The organism is Ruegeria sp. CH6 (assembly GCF_056537005.1).
The window spans coordinates 472464-491327 of sequence record NZ_JBQFQS010000001.1 but is presented as its reverse complement, the minus strand read 5'-3'; the positions used below and the strand labels follow the sequence as shown (position 1 = coordinate 491327).

General features: G+C 55.9%; 18 protein-coding genes. 9 read left to right on the top strand and 9 right to left on the bottom strand.

From position 1 onward, the window contains the following. Positions 1 to 55: 55 nt before the first annotated feature. Positions 56 to 835: a gamma-glutamyl-gamma-aminobutyrate hydrolase family protein gene (locus ACR0CW_RS02530; protein ID WP_155147431.1), complete on the bottom strand. Its 780-nt coding sequence runs from the start codon at positions 833 to 835 to the stop codon at positions 56 to 58. Positions 836 to 1010: 175 nt separating this feature from the next. Between ACR0CW_RS02530 and ACR0CW_RS02525 the strand changes: the two genes are divergently transcribed. Beyond that, positions 1011 to 1964: a phosphatase PAP2 family protein gene (locus ACR0CW_RS02525; RefSeq protein ID WP_480786715.1), complete on the top strand. Its 954-nt coding sequence runs from the start codon at positions 1011 to 1013 to the stop codon at positions 1962 to 1964. A gap of 8 nt (positions 1965 to 1972) precedes the next feature. Here the strand turns inward: ACR0CW_RS02525 and ACR0CW_RS02520 are convergent, their stop codons facing one another. Beyond that, positions 1973 to 2398, bottom strand: a complete 426-nt coding sequence (locus tag ACR0CW_RS02520) for a GlcG/HbpS family heme-binding protein (protein ID WP_480786714.1) — start codon at positions 2396 to 2398, stop codon at positions 1973 to 1975. A gap of 62 nt (positions 2399 to 2460) precedes the next feature. After that, complete coding sequence (locus ACR0CW_RS02515; protein WP_480786713.1) at positions 2461 to 4596, bottom strand: malate synthase G; 2136 nt, start codon at positions 4594 to 4596, stop codon at positions 2461 to 2463. A gap of 217 nt (positions 4597 to 4813) precedes the next feature. Here ACR0CW_RS02515 and pepN point away from each other — a divergent pair, with 217 nt between their 5' ends. From pepN to ACR0CW_RS02500, 3 genes are all read left to right on the top strand, one after another. Beyond that, the gene (gene pepN / locus ACR0CW_RS02510) at positions 4814 to 7366 is read left to right on the top strand and encodes an aminopeptidase N (RefSeq protein WP_480786712.1); all 2553 of its coding nucleotides are present in this window, start codon (positions 4814 to 4816) and stop codon (positions 7364 to 7366) included. A 27-nt stretch (positions 7367 to 7393) separates the two neighbouring features. Then, positions 7394 to 7822, top strand: coding sequence for a hypothetical protein (locus tag ACR0CW_RS02505; RefSeq protein WP_480786711.1), 429 nt, complete (start codon positions 7394 to 7396; stop codon positions 7820 to 7822). Between the two features lie 130 nt (positions 7823 to 7952). Then, positions 7953 to 9212 carry a hypothetical protein gene (locus ACR0CW_RS02500; RefSeq protein WP_480786710.1) on the top strand — a complete coding sequence of 420 codons (1260 nt, stop codon included), beginning with the start codon at positions 7953 to 7955 and terminating at the stop codon, positions 9210 to 9212. Here ACR0CW_RS02500 and ACR0CW_RS02495 read toward each other — a convergent pair. Beyond that, complete coding sequence (locus tag ACR0CW_RS02495; RefSeq protein ID WP_480786709.1) at positions 9199 to 10080, bottom strand: NAD-dependent epimerase/dehydratase family protein; 882 nt, start codon at positions 10078 to 10080, stop codon at positions 9199 to 9201. The genes ACR0CW_RS02500 and ACR0CW_RS02495 overlap by 14 nt on opposite strands. 150 nt (positions 10081 to 10230) lie before the next feature. Between ACR0CW_RS02495 and gatB the strand changes: the two genes are divergently transcribed. The 3 genes from gatB to ACR0CW_RS02480 all read left to right on the top strand — a co-directional run bounded on the left by gatB (position 10231) and on the right by ACR0CW_RS02480 (position 13649). Continuing rightward, on the top strand, positions 10231 to 11742 hold the full coding sequence (gene gatB, locus ACR0CW_RS02490) for an Asp-tRNA(Asn)/Glu-tRNA(Gln) amidotransferase subunit GatB (RefSeq protein WP_480786708.1): 1512 nt from the start codon (positions 10231 to 10233) through the stop codon (positions 11740 to 11742). 149 nt (positions 11743 to 11891) lie between these two features. After that, entirely contained in the window at positions 11892 to 13148 is a 1257-nt protein-coding gene (gene pepT, locus ACR0CW_RS02485; RefSeq protein ID WP_480786707.1) for a peptidase T, read from the top strand. Between the two features lie 81 nt (positions 13149 to 13229). Then, on the top strand, positions 13230 to 13649 hold the full coding sequence (locus ACR0CW_RS02480; RefSeq protein ID WP_480786706.1) for a DUF4177 domain-containing protein: 420 nt from the start codon (positions 13230 to 13232) through the stop codon (positions 13647 to 13649). 74 nt (positions 13650 to 13723) lie between these two features. Here the strand turns inward: ACR0CW_RS02480 and ACR0CW_RS02475 are convergent, their stop codons facing one another. The 3 genes from ACR0CW_RS02475 to ACR0CW_RS02465 are packed head-to-tail and all read right to left on the bottom strand — an operon-like array spanning position 13724 to position 15560. Beyond that, entirely contained in the window at positions 13724 to 14431 is a 708-nt protein-coding gene (locus tag ACR0CW_RS02475; protein WP_480786705.1) for a hypothetical protein, read from the bottom strand. After that, positions 14431 to 15306 carry a hypothetical protein gene (locus tag ACR0CW_RS02470; protein ID WP_480786704.1) on the bottom strand — a complete coding sequence of 292 codons (876 nt, stop codon included), beginning with the start codon at positions 15304 to 15306 and terminating at the stop codon, positions 14431 to 14433. The genes ACR0CW_RS02475 and ACR0CW_RS02470 overlap by 1 nt, the downstream gene beginning before the upstream one ends. Further along, a complete protein-coding gene (locus tag ACR0CW_RS02465; protein WP_480739230.1) occupies positions 15306 to 15560 on the bottom strand; it encodes a BolA family protein in 255 nt (84 codons plus the stop codon). The genes ACR0CW_RS02470 and ACR0CW_RS02465 overlap by 1 nt, the downstream gene beginning before the upstream one ends. A gap of 107 nt (positions 15561 to 15667) precedes the next feature. On the opposite strand from ACR0CW_RS02465, the gene ACR0CW_RS02460 reads away from it, so the two are divergent. Next, the gene (locus ACR0CW_RS02460; RefSeq protein WP_155147403.1) at positions 15668 to 16294 is read left to right on the top strand and encodes a J domain-containing protein; all 627 of its coding nucleotides are present in this window, start codon (positions 15668 to 15670) and stop codon (positions 16292 to 16294) included. Between the two features lie 22 nt (positions 16295 to 16316). Here the strand turns inward: ACR0CW_RS02460 and ACR0CW_RS02455 are convergent, their stop codons facing one another. Beyond that, positions 16317 to 16961, bottom strand: coding sequence for a cation efflux transmembrane domain-containing protein (locus ACR0CW_RS02455; protein WP_480786703.1), 645 nt, complete (start codon positions 16959 to 16961; stop codon positions 16317 to 16319). Positions 16962 to 17025: 64 nt separating this feature from the next. On the opposite strand from ACR0CW_RS02455, the gene ACR0CW_RS02450 reads away from it, so the two are divergent. Beyond that, positions 17026 to 17436 (top strand): MerR family transcriptional regulator, encoded by a 411-nt coding sequence (locus tag ACR0CW_RS02450; RefSeq protein ID WP_480786702.1) that lies wholly within the window; start codon positions 17026 to 17028, stop codon positions 17434 to 17436. A gap of 51 nt (positions 17437 to 17487) precedes the next feature. Here the strand turns inward: ACR0CW_RS02450 and ACR0CW_RS02445 are convergent, their stop codons facing one another. Further along, positions 17488 to 18585, bottom strand: coding sequence for a hypothetical protein (locus ACR0CW_RS02445; RefSeq protein WP_480786701.1), 1098 nt, complete (start codon positions 18583 to 18585; stop codon positions 17488 to 17490). Between the last annotated feature and the right edge of the window lie 279 nt (positions 18586 to 18864).

Here is an 18864-nt window from a genome sequence, read left to right as displayed (position 1 = left end):
GCTCTACCCTCATCGGGGCCGATGCAAAAAAGCTACTGGTTGCTTGAGAACTAGCTTACGCCATGCGCTTGATCAGCGGAGCTTTCGAGCCTGCAGACCATGCTTGAACAGCAGCGCCGAAGGCTTCGAACAGCGGTCGGGATACCGGGTCATTGGCAGCGTCCCATTCAGGATGCCACTGCACTGACAGAGTAAATCCGGGTGCATCCTTGATGTAAATCGCCTCTGGCGTTCCGTCAGGTGCATGACCGTCAATCACGACCCGTTGACCGACCGTCTTGATGCCCTGTCCATGCAACGTGTTGGTCATGACTTCGCACGCACCGAATATCTGCTGGAATACACCGCCCTCTTCCAACGTAACAACGTGGCGCAGAGCGAACTTTTCTTCCAGCGTACCGTCCGGCGGCATACGGTGGTTCATGCGCCCGGGCAGGTCTCGAATTTCCGGGTACAGCGTGCCGCCCATGGCGACGTTCACTTCCTGAAATCCGCGGCAGATTCCCAGAAACGGCTGGCCCCGTTCGACGCAGGCACGCACCAGAGGCAAGGTGATCGCGTCACGTGCGCGGTCGAACTCACCATGCGCTTCGGTCTCCGCTTCACCATATTCTTCGGGATGCACGTTTGGGCGCCCTCCCGTCAGCAGAAATCCGTCACAAACTTCCAGCAACTCGTCCACCGACACATATCGCGGATCGGCCGGTATCAGCAGAGGAAGGCAATTCGATACATTTGCAACCGCGTCCGAATTCATAGTTCCGCCCGCATGTGTCGGATACTGATCGTTCATCAAGTAAGAATTTCCGATAATGCCGACGACCGGACGCACCATGCAAACCTCGCTAATCTTTGAAACTGCTCAAGCATTCATGCCAGTTTCACACAACTAATCAAAGTGCGTGGGCGCAGCTTGCACTGTGAATTTCTCAACAACTGTCGCCCAGCGCCCAAGATATGCCACAAATTTGGACAATTCAGGCAAAAAGCAAGTGATTGAGCGGAATACGATGACAACCAGCGTCCAAAATCGGAAAGCATCCGAACGGTTTGTGCTCAAAGGGTGCCTCAGTCGACCAGAGATCATTCTCGTCTCGATGCTGGTCTTCTCGGTGCTACTGTCGTTGTTGCTGTCTGTAATGAAATCTCAGCCGATTGCCTGGGGCGGTTTTGCGATGGGTCTGGCGCCTACGGTTGGGTTGCTTGCCGCTGGTCTTTACATTCGCCAATTTAAAAATCAGCCGCGCATCGCACAGCTTGCAATCGCTAACAGCCTGTTTCTGGGTTTCATGGGGATTACAACCCTGCTGATCTATCTGCGCTTTCCGATAGCCGAATTGTCATTCGACAAGCTTTTGATGCAAGCGGATGCGGCACTTGGGTATTCGTGGCCACAATTGCTTGAGGTGCTTGCAGCCTATCCCGATATCGGTCGGGCGCTGAGCTATGTTTATCACAGCTCACTACCCCAACTGTTTATAATGGTTGGCTATCTGGCGTTGACTGGACGGTCCGTCACATTGGACCGGGCCCTGATGGCGGGCACCTTCGGCCTGCTCCTCACAACGCTGATCTGGTGGATTGTACCCAGCGTCGGGCCGTCGGTCTTTTACGACCTGCCTGTTGGGTTGGAAAAAAAGATCGATCTGGTGACCAACAGCACCTACGCACAAATCCTCCGCACGCTATCGGATCAGGGGCTTGCCGTAATTGCACCCTCAGACATCGTCGGGACGATTGCCTTCCCGTCCTATCACACGATCATGGCATTGCTGGTTGTGTGGTATCTGCGCGGTACGGCGCTGTTCATTCCGGCGTTGATCCTGAACGTGGCCATGGTTCCCGCCATCCTGTCACACGGAGGTCATCACCTTACGGACATGATCGGAGGAATAGTCGTTTTTGCTGTTTCAGCGTGGCTTGCGGCGCGTCCCATGTTGCGAGGCGCCGCAGACCAAGACTAAAGGGCGGATCAGATCTCGCCTGTAAGGCCAGCAGCCTCGATACCCGCCATCCCAGCGGCGGCATCATTGTCCGAAGTATCCCCGGTCACACCAACGGCACCGATGATCGCACCCTTGCGATCACGCAACAAAACACCACCAGGGACGGGAATGACTTGCCCGCCATAGACGCCATTCACTGCAGCCATGAAATAGGCCTGGCCTTCAGCACGCTGCATCTGCGCTGTCCCCGCCATGCCCAGCATTACCGATCCATAGGCCTTACCATGTGCAATCGCGAAACGACCCGGCGCTGCGCCATCTTCACGCTCGAACGCGATCACGTGGCCACCCGAGTCCAGAACGACCACGGAAAGAGGCTTCAGCTCCATCTCGCGTCCTTTTTCCAGAGTTTTGCGAATGATGGTGCGCGCCTTGCGAAGTGAAACTGACATGTCCTGCCCTCTTGGATGAAAGTTCTGTTGGTGCTGCGGGGAACTTCCCCCGCAGCCGGGATTTAAGCGCTGGCCGCTTTCAGTTCCAGACGGCGTGCATGAAGTACCGGCTCGGTGTAACCCGACGGCTGCACGCGACCTTTGAAGACCAGATCGCAAGCGGCCTGAAAAGCGATACCGTCAAAGTTCGGCGCCATCGGGTTGTAGGCCGGATCATCTTCGTTCTGACGATCCACTACGGCAGCCATCTTCTGCATCGCCGCCATCACCTGAGTTTCGTCAACGACGTCATGATGTAACCAATTGGCCAGCGCCTGGCTTGAGATACGGCAGGTCGCGCGATCCTCCATCAGACCGATATCGTTGATGTCCGGTACTTTCGAACATCCGACACCCTGATCAACCCAACGCACGACATATCCCAGAATGCCCTGAGCATTGTTCTCGATCTCGCGGGTGATTTCCTCATCGCTCAGATTACGGCCATCCAAAAGCGGAATGGTCAGCAGATCACCCAATGTTCCGCGAGCCCCGCCTGCGGCGATCTCATCCTGCCGCGTCAGTACATTTACCTTGTGGTAGTGGGTCGCATGCAAGGTCGCCGCCGTGGGGGACGGAACCCAGGCACAGGTCGCCCCAGACATCGGATGCCCGATCTTCTGCTCAAGCATATCACCCATACGGTCGGGCATAGCCCACATGCCCTTGCCGATCTGAGCCTTGCCCTTCAGCCCGCAGGCCAGACCGATATCCACATTGCGATCTTCATAGGAAGCGATCCATGGCGTGTTCTTGATGTCCCCTTTGGGCAGCATCGGCCCCGCTTCCATCGAGGTGTGGATTTCATCGCCAGTCCGATCCAGAAAGCCGGTGTTGATGAAGGCTACACGCGATTTTGCGGCTCGGATGCATTCCTTGAGGTTCACCGAAGTCCGACGCTCTTCGTCCATGATACCCAGCTTTACCGTGTTGCGCGGCAATCCCAGAATGTCTTCGACCATGTCGAAGATCTGGGCTGAGAACGCGACCTCTTCCGGGCCGTGCATCTTGGGTTTCACAACATAGACCGACCCGGCGACCGAGTTGCCACCTTCGCGCTGCAGGTCGTGCATCGCGATCAATGTGGTGCAGAGAGCGTCCATCAGCCCTTCGCCAATCTCGTTGCCGTCGGCATCCAGGACCGCGGGGTTGGTCATCAGATGCCCAACGTTACGCACCAGCATCAATGAACGCCCTTTCAGGGTATTCTGAGCTCCGTCAGCGGCGGTGAAGTCAAGATCGCCTGCCAGTTTTCGGGTAAAGGTGTTTCTACCTTTGGTTACTTCCTCGGTCAGGTCGCCTTTCATCAGGCCCAGCCAGTTTCCGTAGGCGACAACCTTATCGGCAGCATCAACACAGGCGACTGAATCTTCACAGTCCATGATCGTGGACAGAGCGGATTCCAGTCGTACGTCCGCGATACCAGCAGGATCAGAGGCGCCGATATTGCTGAAGGCGTCAATCGTGATCTGGATGTGCAGTCCGTTGTTCTTCAGCAGGACGAATTCGGGGGCACTTGCCGAACCTCCAAAGCCAACAAACTTGGCGGGGTCTGCCAACGCAGGTACCAGTGACCCGTCTACGACACTCAGGCCGCTGACATCGGCCCAGGATCCGGAAGCAAGCGGTACTGCATCATCCAGAAACGCTTTGGCCCATGCAATCACGCGCGCGCCACGTTCAGCATCGTAACCGCCACCCGATGGCAAATCGCCCATGGCGTCGGTTCCGTACAAGGCGTCATACAAGCTGCCCCAGCGGGCATTTGCAGCGTTCAGGGCAAAACGGGCATTGGTGATTGGCACAACCAACTGCGGACCCGGTGTGAGCGCGATTTCCGGATCTACACTCTCGGTTTCGATCTGGAATTCATCGCCTTCGTCTACGAGATATCCGATCTCACGCAGAAAAGACTGGTACTCTGCCGGATCAATGTTCTGCCCCTTGCGCGCGATGTGCCAGCCATCGACGCGGCCCTGAATGTCGGCGCGCTTGGCCAACAACTCTCGGTTTTTGGGGCCAAGTTCGGAGACCATCTTTGCAAGGCCAGCCCAGAACACATCCGGAGCTACACCTGTTCCCGGCAGCGCCTGTTGCTCGATAAAATCGGCCAATATCTGATCAACCTGCAGCCCGTTCCGGGTTTCTCTGCCGCTCATATTCCGAATCTCCCGCAATTGTGTGCCGTTGTATGCGCACATCAGTTAGGGCGAAAGTTTCCGATAGGCAACTTGCGCCCTTACGTTTTGATTTTCAGACAGGATTGGAAACTGCTTCAAAAGCAGCAAGGCAATGCCGCACCACAATCGCGTTGGTTGCAGCCACCGGGCGAAGCTCATAACGTCGCGCCAGACATGAACCGATGCGAGGCCCCCGATGCGCGACGCCGCCCCCACCACGATCTATCTGAAAGATTACACGCCGTTCGGTTATTTGGTGGACAGCGTGCATCTGACATTCAACCTTGCTCAGCACGCAACCCGGGTCACATCCCGTATCGCATTCCGTCCCAATCCGGACGCAACCGATCGGACGTTTTTTCTGCATGGCGAAGAGCTGACGTTGATCCGGGCAGCCATCGACGGCGAGGTTATCTCTCCTGACATTTCCGACAAGGGCCTGACCGCTCAGGTTCCTGACGCCCCCTTTATCTGGGAGGCCGAAGTCGAAATCGATCCCGGCAACAACACAGCGCTCGAGGGGCTTTATATGTCCAACGGCATGTACTGCACCCAATGTGAAGCCGAGGGCTTTCGCAAGATCACATACTATCCGGATCGCCCCGATGTGATGTCCACCTTCACAGTCCGCATAAATGGCGATCTTCCGGTTCTGCTGTCCAACGGTAATCCAACCGGCAGCGGCGAGGGCTGGGCCGAGTGGACGGATCCCTGGCCCAAACCTGCATACCTGTTCGCCCTGGTTGCAGGGGAACTGGTTGCACATCCCGATCAATTCACAACGCGTTCCGGGCGCGACGTCGAACTGAACCTGTGGGTCCGCCCCGGTGATGAAGGCAAATGCGCCTTTGGAATGGAAGCGCTGAAACAGTCGATGAAGTGGGATGAGGATGTTTACGGTCGCGAATACGATCTGGACGTGTTCAACATCGTGGCAGTCGACGATTTCAACATGGGAGCGATGGAGAACAAAGGGTTGAATATCTTCAACTCCTCCGCCGTTCTGGCCAGCCCCGAGACCTCGACAGATACCAATTTCGAACGCATCGAAGCCATCATCGCGCATGAGTATTTCCATAACTGGACCGGTAACCGCATCACTTGCAGGGACTGGTTCCAACTATGCCTGAAAGAGGGCCTGACCGTCTTTCGCGACGCCCAGTTTACGTCAGACATGCGCTCTGAGCCGGTCAAACGCATTCATGACGTGATCGACCTGCGTGCCCGTCAGTTCCCCGAGGATAACGGCCCGCTGTCGCATCCCGTTCGCCCAGAGAGTTTTCAGGAAATCAATAACTTCTATACTTCGACGGTCTACGAAAAGGGTGCTGAGGTTATTGGCATGCTCAAGCGGCTGGTAGGTGATGACGCCTATGCCAAAGCGCTTGATCTGTATTTCGAACGCCATGACGGTCAGGCCTGCACCATCGAAGACTGGCTGCAGGTGTTCGAGGATACGACTGGTCGCGATCTGAGCCAGTTCAAACGCTGGTACAGCCAATCGGGCACCCCACGCGTGAAAGTGGCCGAAGATTGGGCCGATGGAACCTACACCCTGACACTCAGCCAATCGACGAACCCGACGCCCGGACAATCGGAGAAGCTGCCGCAGGTAATCCCGGTCGCTGTCGGCCTGCTTGGATCCAATGGTGACGAAGTCAGAGGTACCGAGGTTTTGGAACTGACGGAAGCAGAGCAGAGCTATAGTTTCACAGGCTTGGCTTCAAAACCCGTGGCTTCGATCCTGCGCGGCTTTTCGGCTCCGGTGATCCTGGAACATGACCACGGCAACGCCGAACGCGCGTTTCTGCTGGCGCATGACACGGATCCATTCAACAGGTGGGAAGCCGGGCGTTCACTTGCGCAGGATACGCTGCTGCGGATGATCACGGAAGATGCCGCGCCAAATGCCGATTATCTGGATGGGCTGTTAGCCGTTCTGCGCGACGGCGACCTCGACCCTGCCTATCGGGCGCTCATGTTGGGCTTGCCAACACAATCCGAACTGGCCGCAGCACTGCATGAGAGTGGCACTACACCAGACCCGATGGCGATCTGGGCTTCCGTAGAAACGCTGCGCCAGGCGACGGCGCAACATGTGCAAGACCTACTGCCTCGTCTGCATAGCGAGGCAGTTATCGACGCCCCTTATGACCCCGGCGCAGCACAATCCGGCAAACGCGCATTGGGCGGTGCAGCTCTGGCGCTGACTTCACGGTTGGATGGCGGCGCAAAAGCGGCCGAGGAATATGCCAAGGCCGATAACATGACGCTGCAGCTGACTGCGCTCTCTTGCCTTCTGCGCGCCCGTAAGGGTGAGGCTGAACTGGCAGCGTTCTACGATCAGTGGCAACATGACCGTCTGGTCATGGACAAATGGTTTGCGCTGCAGGTTTCAATGGCAGCGCCAGCGGCAACACCTCAAACTGCCCAATCGCTGACAGAACATGCCGATTTCAATTGGAAGAACCCAAACCGCTTCCGCGCACTGATGGGATCACTGGCCATGAACCATGCCGGCTTCCATCAGGCCGATGGGGCTGCCTATCAGTTGCTTGCGGATTGGTTGATCCGGCTGGATCCGGTGAACCCGCAAACAACTGCCCGCATGTGCTCGGCTTTCCAGACATGGAAACGCTACGACGCCGACCGTCAGGATTTGATGCGTCACCAGCTGACTCGCATTTCGGAAACTCCAAACCTGTCGCGGGATACGACAGAAATGGTCACACGGATATTGGGGGCGTAAGCCCCCGTTCTCGGCGCAACTCAAGAAATGACTCCGTTTACCTTCACTCGCCAGAACCGCTCACCCAGAACCGTGGTGATCCTGATCTGCGTCTACGCGGCGCTCATCGGATTGGTGATCTTTTTCAATGCAGCACTTTGGCTGGTCGGATTGCTGGCGCTTGGCACGCTTCCAGCGGTCTGGGATCTCGTCCAAGACAGCAGCGCGGGCCTGAACCTGGATCAGAATACGCTGAGTTGGCATTCAGGGCGAAGACAGGGCGATATCAGCTTGGATGAAATCGATTTTTTCCGCTTCGATACCCGTTGGGACTTTTCTGTGCGGGCATCCATGGTGCTGAAAACAGGTAAACGCCTGCGCCTGCCGGATGAAGCCTTACCCCCTCATCGGGACTTCGAACAGATACTTCAGCAAGCTGGTTTCAAAGTTGAGCGGCATCATTTCACTGTATTTTGAAACGATCAGCCGCGAATCCCCAAGATTAACTCCAAACACGCAGATTTCCCCCCTAATGCCTTGAATTGGGCGCAAATTGCGGCCAGACTTCGAAGTCAGTTTACGAGTTTGTACAGTTTCGAGTTTCACCATGTTCTGGTCGTTCAGGGCAGCCGCTGCCCGTATATCAGGTTCCCGAAAGCAGATTGCGCCGGACAGACGCGCGCAAAATGCCGTTGCCGCAGCAACCCTTGCGGATACGGGGCAGCTTAACATTCCTGTGGCACAATTAGGTCCAAGTGACCTTATCGGTCGTGATGTAATCGAACGCGGGCGCTATCTAGCCCGTCAGGATCTGTGGACACAATTGTCCGCCGAGATGCACGCAGCCGATGCTGCAAGAGAGGCAGCCCCCGGCGGCCTTCCGATTGCTGATCTGCTGGCCTTTGGTGCACGCTCTGATGTTGTTCTTGCCGCCGAACACGCTCTGACAGATGGCAAAGCGATTTCAGACTATGATCTGCTGGGCGGCATCGCGGAGCTTGAGAACGAACTGCGCGAGCATCCTGACGACCCGATGATTGGACTTGTGGTTGCCTTGGCTCACGTCGATTTGGCCTGGGCATGGCGGGGAACTGCATGGGAGACTACGCTACCTCCGCTGCACAGGTCACGCTGCGCGGCGCATTTTGACCGTGCTGCCGCCATTCTTCCGAATTGCCGTCGTGCCGCGCCTAACAGCCCGGCAGTTGCAGCCGCCGATTGCGCCCTTCTTGCAGGTCAACGCAAAACTCAGGCGCGTGTTGCTGATCAATACGAGAAACTGATCGCGCTCGACCCGCGCAATCATCGCCATATGCGGGCGATGGGCAGTCATTTGCTGCCACGCTGGTTTGGCAGCTATCAGGAGCTGGAGCTGCAGGCTTTGCGTAACGCGGCACAAACGCAGGACATCTGGGGCGCTGGTGGATACACTTGGGTGCAATTCGATGCCATCGCTCTGGACGAAGAGGCCTGCGCGCGCGTGGATGTCGAATACTTCATTGAAGGCCTGCGCGACATCGTTCAACGGCAATCTGATCAGCAAACAATCAACCTTCTGGCCGCCTATTGCGCAATCACGCTGCAAAACGGGCTTGGACTGGATGAACTGGCAGATCTGGCCCGAACTCAGATCGGTGAGGCTGCCGACTGGCTGATCCGTGATCATCTGACAGAGTTGCATCCGCTCATTTGGGCCCACGCTGCTGACGGGTTCAATAACAGCGTCCGTATCAATTCGCCCGAGCGTTTTGCAGCCCGCGGACAGCGCGATGCCCTGCGCGCCATCAGCAACCTGCTGCGTGATGAGCTGGGTAGCGGCAAGAGCGTGACGTTCACGCCAAACGGGTTGCAGTTCACGCACCAATAATTGGTGCGAGGGCCTTTCTGAAATCATCGTAGCGCGGCGTCCAACCAAGATCTTTTAATCGGCGCCCCGAAACCCGTTGGCTGAGCATCGGCCCCTCTGAGGAGTCGTATTTCGCTAGCGCTTCAGACCGTGGAACCACATGCGTCCGGTATGGAACCTCACGCCGGATCGACAAGGCCTGCACGATGTCTTTCACCGCAACCCCTACCTCGGTCACTGCATTGAAATGCCCCGACAGATCGCTGTTTTCGCAAAGCAAAACATAGGCCATCGCCAAATCCTCTACATGAACAAGTGGCCATAGCGTTTCAGCGCTCCCCCAGATTTCAACCGGTTGCCTGTGCTGAATTTGCGCGTCGAAACGTTGGAACATTCCTCGGGCGTTGCTGTCATAAACCAGACCGGGATGCAAAACCGCCAAGTCCACCCAATCATCAGCTGCGAGCACATTTGCTGTTTCCTGCATCCACGAAAACTCAGGGATTGGTGAAAAGGGGCTGGTTTCATCGACAACGTCACCGCCCGTATCCCCATACAGCCAGACACCGCCGGTATAGATGCAACGCGTAGCTTGCCCCCGCCGCTTTGCCGCCCGTCGCAACGCCTCCATCGCCAGAAAATCAACCTGTGCCATTTCTTCATCGAACGTGGCTGCAATCTGCAAAACAACATCCGATGCAACCGCCCGATCAACCCAGCCCTCTGGTTGCCGCAGATCTCCACGACTAACCTGTGCTCCCACTTGCTGCAATTTTGCACAAGATGCAGAGGACCGGCACAAACCGGTCACGCTGTGCCCGCGTGCCAGAAGTTGCGCGGTGACCTGCGAACCAATCAATCCGGTTGCACCCAATACAAATATGTTCATCTGGTTCTCCGAGGGTTTGAATGACTGTGGCCTTCGGTTCTGGCGCCTCAAGTATAGTTGAGATCAAGCACAAATATTCATTCCCCCTTGCCCCCTAGCGCGCACGGGCATAATACGCAGGCCTAGACTTCTGCGGATAAGAGGCGCGCCATGCTCGACCTGACCTATGAAATGCCCAAACCCAAGACCATTGCCGGTGCCAAGCACGACTGGGAGCTGGTGATCGGGATGGAGGTGCATGCGCAGGTCTCATCCAATGCCAAGCTGTTCTCGGGCGCATCGACCCAATTCGGGGCCGAGCCGAACTCGAACGTGGCCTTCGTGGATGCCGCCATGCCGGGGATGCTGCCGGTGATCAACGAGTACTGCGTTGAACAGGCGGTACGAACCGGTCTGGGCCTGAAGGCCGACATCAATCTGAAATCGGCCTTTGACCGCAAGAACTATTTCTACCCTGACCTGCCGCAGGGATATCAGATTTCCCAGCTTTATCATCCGATTGTGGGTGAAGGCGAAGTGCTGGTCGAGATGGGTGACGGCACCGCGCGCATGGTTCGCATCGAACGCATCCACATGGAGCAGGACGCGGGTAAATCGATCCACGACATGGATCCGCATATGTCCTTCGTCGATCTGAATCGGACTGGCGTCTGCCTGATGGAGATCGTGTCGCGCCCCGATATCCGTGGCCCGGAAGAGGCAGCGGCCTATATCGCCAAGCTGCGTCAGATCATGCGCTATCTGGGCACCTGCGATGGCAACATGCAGAACGGCAACTTGCGGGCGGACGTAAACGTGTCGATCTGCCTGCCCGGCGCGTATGAGAAATATCAGGAAACGCAGGACTTCTCGCATCTGGGCACCCGCTGCGAAATCAAGAACATGAACTCGATGCGCTTTATCCAACAGGCGATCGAAGTCGAAGCGCGCCGCCAGATCGCCATTGTCGAAGCTGGTGGAAAGGTCGATCAGGAAACCCGTCTGTACGATCCGGACAAAGGTGAAACCCGTTCGATGCGGTCCAAGGAAGAGGCGCATGACTATCGCTATTTCCCTGATCCCGACCTGCTGCCGCTTGAGATTGAACAGGCATGGGTAGATGACATCGCCGCCAAGCTACCCGAGCTGCCCGACGATAAAAAAGCTCGCTTTATCAGCGAGTTCAGCCTGACAGACTATGACGCGTCGGTGCTGACCGCCGAAGTGGAATCGGCCTCGTATTTTGAGGAAGTTGCCAAGGGCCGTAACGGTAAATTGGCTGCGAACTGGGTGATCAACGAGCTGTTTGGCCGGTTGAAGAAAGAAGATCACGACATCAACGAGTCGCCTGTATCGCCCGCCCAATTGGCCGGCATCATTGATCTGATTTCATCGGATGCGATCTCGGGCAAAATCGCCAAGGACCTGTTCGAGATCGTCTACTCCGAAGGTGGTGACCCGGCACAGATCGTTGAAGAGCGCGGTATGAAACAGGTGACCGATACCGGTGCCATCGAAGCCGCTCTGGACGAGATCATTGCCGCCAACCCCGCACAGGTTGAGAAGGCCAAAGTGAACCCCAAACTGGCAGGCTGGTTCGTGGGTCAGGTCATGAAGGCGACCGGCGGCAAGGCGAACCCGAAGGCCGTTAACCAATTGGTCAGCGCCAAGCTGGGTCAGTAAATCTTGTGTTTTGTACAAACCGGGCGACAGGGTTTGTTCGGTTTGTACAATTCTGATTTTCCCATTTCTTAACGTTTCAAGGGGCTTGCCATGTGCTTGACTCCCCCTTGAATTGCGCTCTTTCTTCCGGATCAGAGAGGTAAGGTTTCATGCAGAAAAGATTTGATCAGGAACTCGAAGATCGCCTGGTTCGCTACGCGTCCATCGACAGCCAGAGCGATGAGAATTCGCCAACTACACCCAGCACGGAAATTCAGCTCAACATGCTGAACCTGCTCAAGCAGGAACTGACCGAAATCGGAGCGCAGGATGTTGAACTGACCGGAGACAGCGTCGTTGTGGCCACCATTCCCGGCACAGTTTCGGGACCAACCGTGGGATTTCTTGCCCATGTCGATACTGCACCGCAGTTCAATGCGACCGGCGTCAAACCGCGGGTGATCAAAGGCTACAATGGTGGAGACATCAGCTTTCCCGATGATCCGGAATTGGTTCTGTCGCCAGAAGAGCATCCCTATCTAGCCGAGAAAATCGGACATGACCTGATCACCGCCTCGGGTACCACACTGCTGGGTGCCGATGACAAAGCGGGTGTTTCAATCCTGATGACGATGACCCGGCATCTGCTTGAAAACAAGGACATCCCGCACGGGCCGATCCGCATTGCATTTACTCCGGATGAAGAGATCGGGCGCGGTGTTACAGAACAATTACCCAAGGATCTAGGCGCTGACTTCGCATACACTCTGGACGGTCAGGAAGTCGGCGAAATCGAATATGAGAGCTTTTCGGCCGACCGTGCCGTGATCCGGATCGAGGGCGTCTCGATCCATCCCGGGCTGGCGAAGGGCAAAATGGTCAACGCTGCCCATCTGGCGGCTAAGATCGTCCAAACCCTTCCGCAGGCCACCATGACCCCCGAGGTCACGGACGGGCGCGAGGGGTTCATCCATATCACCGACATGAATGGCGGTTCCTCTGAGATGGAAATCAAGCTGATCCTGCGCGATTTCGAAATGGAAGCGCTGGAGGCGCAGGGCGATCTGGTCCGGCAAGTCTGTGCCACCGTTCAGGCCACAGAGCCGCGTGCGGTGATCACTTGTGAGACTTACCATCAGTACCGCAACATGCGCTATTGGCTGGAAAAAGACATGACCCCGGTCGATCTGGCGCGCGATGCTTGCCGTGAACTGGGGATCGAGCCGCTTTCCGTACCGATCCGCGGTGGTACCGATGGATCCCGACTGACCGAATTCGGCACACCCTGCCCTAACCTGTTCACCGGTATGCAGTGCATTCACGGGCCGCTGGAATGGGTATCAGTGCAGGACATGGCCCTGGCCACCGAGCTGTGCCTGTCCGTCGTGCAAAAGGCGGCGGGGACTGACGGCAACAGTGCAGGCTGAATTCTGCCGTCCGGCCATGCTCTCTTTTACCCTGCGGCCAACGTGATAAGTTGGCCGCGACAGGCATTTTAGGAACTATTGATGCAGCGCTACGAATACAAAGTTGTCCCCGCCCCGCAGAAAGGCACCAAAGCCAAGGGCGTGAAGACACCCGAAGGACGATTTGCCAATTCGATCGAACAATTGCTGAATCAGATGGGCAAGGACGGCTGGGAGTATCAACGCGCCGAATTGCTGCCGAGCGAAGAGCGGACGGGTCTGACCGGGTCCGCAACGAACTGGCGCAATGTTCTGGTGTTCCGCCGGGCTGTTGAGACCGACATCGATGCCGCATCGCTGGCGACCCCTGCTGCAAAGGATGAGGCCCCATTGGCACAGCCGATTCCCGGGCCGGAAGAGGTCAAGGCACCCGCCCCGATTGCGGAAGAAGCAAAAGATCCACCTTTGTCACTGAAAGGTTCCGAGGAAGAGACGGATCCGTCTGAGAAAAGCAAAGAGTGAAGATAGGTGTCGGGGTCTTACCCGTCGGCGACTACAGGTTTTTGGGCGCTTTCTATCAGTCTAAAGCTAATTGCCTAATCTGAACCATCCTCAGGCAATACGACCATTTTGAAGCTCCAGATTGTCAACTCGATCCAGTCTTTTTCGTGGTAGTCGGAAACCAGAAGGAGCCGGTCGTTGATGAGTCCCCAAGTGAGGATCCCCAATACCTCGTCTTCGGGGAACATAGTGGACAGATCGAGACCAGCAAGTTTTCTGCTGCCGAACCAATTATAAATCTCAGGACTTCCCCCAAGTTGTGCACTGTACCACATCCCTACAGGAGCAAACTGGTCAAGTGGATCTTTGAGCACGAGTTTAGTCGGCACCATAGCGGCAAATCCAAGATCACCCGACAGCGTTACATACCCTGAGCGAACCAGAAAATGCCTGCGGAATGCACATCCTTCAAATTCAAATACAGCCGATAAATTTGCAACTTTATTGGAGCGGCTTTTTGCGATTTTGGTCGAAAGAAGGTGCTCAGAACTTTTAGATTCAACAGAAAAAGTTCCATACTCCCCGAGGTTGATTTCTTTTGAAACTCGTACTGGTCTAAACCGCTCCGGACATGGCTTACTGCCGATTTCCAGCTGCATCGGTTGCAAATTCGCGACAACCAGTTGCTCTTGATCAAATCCCATTTCCCAAGCACGTGCGGAGACACTGTTACCAGATATCGAGACGAACAGGCCAGATACCACCAAAACACCGGAGAGATGCCGAAATACACGAAGTAGCATTATGGAGTTGCCTCGATTATCGAAATTTCAATGACGCTGGACAGCTTCAAATCAGCCAGAACTGTTCCTTTGCCCTGCTTCAGCTCGAAAGGCAGATCTTTGAGGCGCAAAGTAAGATCCAACACGCCAGCAGCCTCGGACGCACCCTCATCTAGATCTGCTTCGCTTGGTCGATGCTCGCTCGTGACATAGCCTAAAGACAGAGCCTGATTGGCGCCCGGACCCAACACATCTTTGTGATGAATGACTAAATTTCCGATTTCACCTTCAAGCTTGTAAGTAAGCCCTACGAATTCAGGGTAGCTATCATAATCGCAAAAGAAAATTGTGGTCAGAAATTCGACGTTGGAATTCGCTACTAGCTGATCAGCAGTGTAGTTCCTCGTTACGAACCGAGCACTTGTATCTTCGTCCCCGTAGTTTTGTTCTATCTGTCCGCCACGTCGCACGGTAACCCGCTTTGTGTTCCTTTCTGCCTGAAAGAGCTTTGCTAACCCGGCCTGTTCCGGTTTCAAGCGATAGCGTATGTCTACCTTGACTGGCCGTTCCGGCTGCTCGCAGGTATACGCCTCGCCCGGGTCGACGGGTTTCATTTGTGTAGAAATATACCCTGTCCGGACCCAAAGCTGGGGCTTTGCAGAGTCGGCGAGAAGCGTCGAACAACATGTACAAGCCGCAAATAGGCCGCCTAACACACGTTTCATTGATTGAGCGTTCATATTCCTAATGAGATAAAAGCTATTGTATTCAAAACAATAGCCTCGCTGTTGAAGTTTGTCGATCTGCCACCGTGCGACCCTGACCTTCAACCGAGTAAAGCTGTTGTCGTGGCGCAAGCGATTTTCGCTGAGTGAAACCAGTCCAAGCAGATACACTAAACTCCGATATCCAGCGCCAGTGCGTGGATGCGTGGGACGATATCGCCCAGCGCTTTGTGCACGGCCCGGTGGCGGGCAACGCGGGACTGGCCCTCGAAGGCAGAGGCGCGGATACGGACGTTGAAGTGGCTCTCACCCCCGTCCTGATATCCGGCATGGCCCCTGTGGCTCTCGCTGTCGTCGACCACTTCCAGCTCGCGTGGATCAAAGGCTGCCTGCAGGCGGTCGCGGATTTCGTCAGTCACGCTCATTTTTACGCTCAACGGCAAAATAAATGCCGCTCCCCTCTTCTACTTTCGGCTGCTTAGATTAAACTGCTGCCTCCGAGTCGAAAAGATGCGTTCGTGAGGATGAGCACATGGTGAAGTCAGACCCCTTCGGATTCGATATGTCCGTTTCCAGCGCTAAGAAAAAGAACCCGCGCGGGCGCCGGGGCATGTCGGGTGCGTCTGAAACTTCGGTCCGAATCTGTGATCATGAAGGTTGCAATGAACCGGGCAAGTTCCGCGCGCCCAAAGCGCCGGATGTTCTGGATGATTTCTACTGGTTCTGTCAGCAGCACGTGCGCGAATATAACCAGAAGTGGAATTTCTTCGACGGCACCACCGAGGCCGAGCTGAACGCGCAGCGGTCCAAGGACAAGGTATGGGAGCGGGAGACCAAACCCATGGGTGATCCCGAGGCCCGCGCATGGGCCAGACTGGGCATCGAGGATCCGCATCAGGTGCTTGGTGCAAACAGCACCCAGAACAAGGGCCGCACCTCTGGCGGCGGCGGTCGTCGCCTACCTCCCACCGAACGCCGTGCAATCGAGATTCTGGAAGCCAACGACAGCTGGACCAAGGCCGAGGTGCGCAAGGCCTACAAGAAGCTGATCAAGGTGTTGCACCCGGACATGAACGGCGGCGACCGTTCGCAGGAAGAGCAGTTGCAAGAGGTCGTCTGGGCCTGGGACCAGATCAAGGACAGCCGGAACTTTAAATAAGTCAGCATGGCCCCTTCCCGTTTTAAGGTGTGGTTGGGGCCTGCGTTTCTTTGTTTGAGTGTTTCAGTTCGCCCAGTGCCTGCCGGATAACAGTGTCTGCACCTTGCAGGGCAAGCAGAGCCATAACACCAGCAACTAAGATATCAGGCCAGCCCGTGCCTGTGCCGAACACGCCCAGAGCCGCAGCGAGGACAGCGCAATTGGCGACCACGTCATTGCGTGAGCAGATCCAGACCGAGCGCATGTTGGAATCGCCGTCGCGCCACGTAAAAAGCAGCGCCAGACAGGCGGCGTTTGCGATCAGGGCCACCATTCCGACAACGCTCATTGTTCCCCATGATGGCACGGTTCCGTTCAGGGTATGCCAAATGACGGTACCAATGACCCACAATCCGAACAGCCCCATTGAGGCGCCCTTGATCAGCGCCGCGCTGGCGCGCCAACGCAGGGACATGCCCAGAACGAACAGGCTGATGCCGTAGTTGGCAGCATCAGCAAAGAAATCCAACGCATCCGCCTGCAAAGCGGCAGAACCGGCGGCGAGGCCGGCAATGATTTCAACCAGAAACATGGTCGCGTTGATCACCAACACGATCCAGAGAACGGTGCGGTACTTACCCGCGGCAACCGCGCCCGAGGCGCAGGTATCATGTGAACAGCAAGGCAAATTGAGGTCCTTTAATCAGGGTTCACATGAGGTATAGTGTCTATAGCAACTATAGGGTCAAGCGATGAAAACCGAGGCCTTCAGAATTGGTGATCTGGCCCGTGACACGGGCACCAAGGTGGTCACCATCCGTTACTATGAGAAGATCGGCTTGCTGCAGAACTCTGGCCGCAGCGAAGGGAATTACCGGATTTATGGTACCGCAGAACTAAACCGCTTGCGCTTTATCCGGCGTTGCCGGGCGCTTGGGTTTTCGCTGGATCAGATTCGGGAACTGGCCGATCTGGCCGAAGATACTGAACGCTCGTGCGCCGAAGTGGATGCACTGACGAGAAGGCACTTGCAGGACATTCAGACCAAGATCGCGGATCTGCAGGCACTGGAAGAAGAACTACAGAGCATTTCCAGCCAGTGTCAGGGAAGCGGCACGATTTCCAGTTGTCGTATCATTGAGGCGATCAGTCCAGCGGCATGACTGCTGCGCCATACTTCAACAGGATCAGCGCCTAAAGAAGCGCAATCCCTGTCAGTCACTTGTTGCGAGTTCCAGAATACTGAGCAGGTTATTGGCGCCTTCAACCAAAGTCAGTCCCGCATCTGCCTTTTCCATCGCGGTCAGGCTTGACCACGTACGACCGGTGTATTCGCCTTTGAGCAGCACGGCATCCGCTTCACCCGTCTCGACATCCATTGTCATGCTGAGATCTTCGGTTTCCATCTGAAGTGCGGCAGAGCCGTGCGTCAGCTGTTTGAGCGCTTCGGTTCTTTCTCGTTGAAGCTCGGCTATACGTTGTTGCCTTTCGGCTTCGTTCAGCTCACGCGCATCGTTCATTTCGTTGCGCCATGCCCGCATCGCGGCAAGCACTGCGCCGCCTGCAGTGAGCGGCAACAGAGGTGGGCACAGAACCCCGACGATTACCCCCAAACCAACGCCAGCGCCTACACCATGTTCCAGAGCGCGACCACTCGCCTTCAATCGCATCGAAATCGGCTTTGATATGTTGTCGGACAGGGTTCCGGACAGTGATTTCTGAAAATTTACGGCCAGTTTAGGAACAGAGGCCGCACGCGACACGGTGTCAGACACCCCCTCTTGCAGATTCCCGACAATACCGGGAACGGCGGTCGCCCCTGACTTGGCACCGTCCCAAACGCTCTCTGAAACCGAAGCAATACTGTCGAAGGCACGCGTGAATCTCGAAGCCTTCTGAAAGGGTTTCGCAGGTTGTGGCGCATATTCAGCCAGCACCTCGATTTCGACTTTGGCATCCGTCAGATTTGCCTGCTCGATACGCTGCCGAGCGTCCTTGGCCAACGAAGCCGCGCGATTTACCGAAGCCAGAACCTGATGCACCTCATCTTCGGTGACCGACGACATCTGATCAATCTCGTCAAGCATCGACATGACCGCGATGAAGCTTGGCACATGAATAAGGTGGAACGCCCGGTTCATGCGCCACGATTCGGGATCATTGCGCAACGTACCAGCGACGAAATCCAGATCTTCCGACAATGTGCCCACGGCCCTTTTGAAGTCACGACTGGATGAAACACGTGCCGTGACAAGCCTGATCAGTGTGTCCAGATTCTCCAGTCTTTCTGGATTGGTAACAGTCTTATTCAATTGCGTTTGGTCCTTGAAAACACTTCGAACAAACAAGTCATATCGGCTGATATCGTGATATTCGAGCGGATAATTTTCATCCAGAGATTTTGGCGCGTGTGCGAGCAGCGTCACCTCATGGTCGGACTGATACCTGAGTGCTTCAACTTGTTAAGAAGCCTTGTTACCGCCTGTCACATGGGTCGCAGACAGGGCCCATATCTGAACTGTACTGGATTGGCCCAAATGGAACGCGATATGGAGCATCTGATTTCGCCGATACATACGACTGCTCTTTTG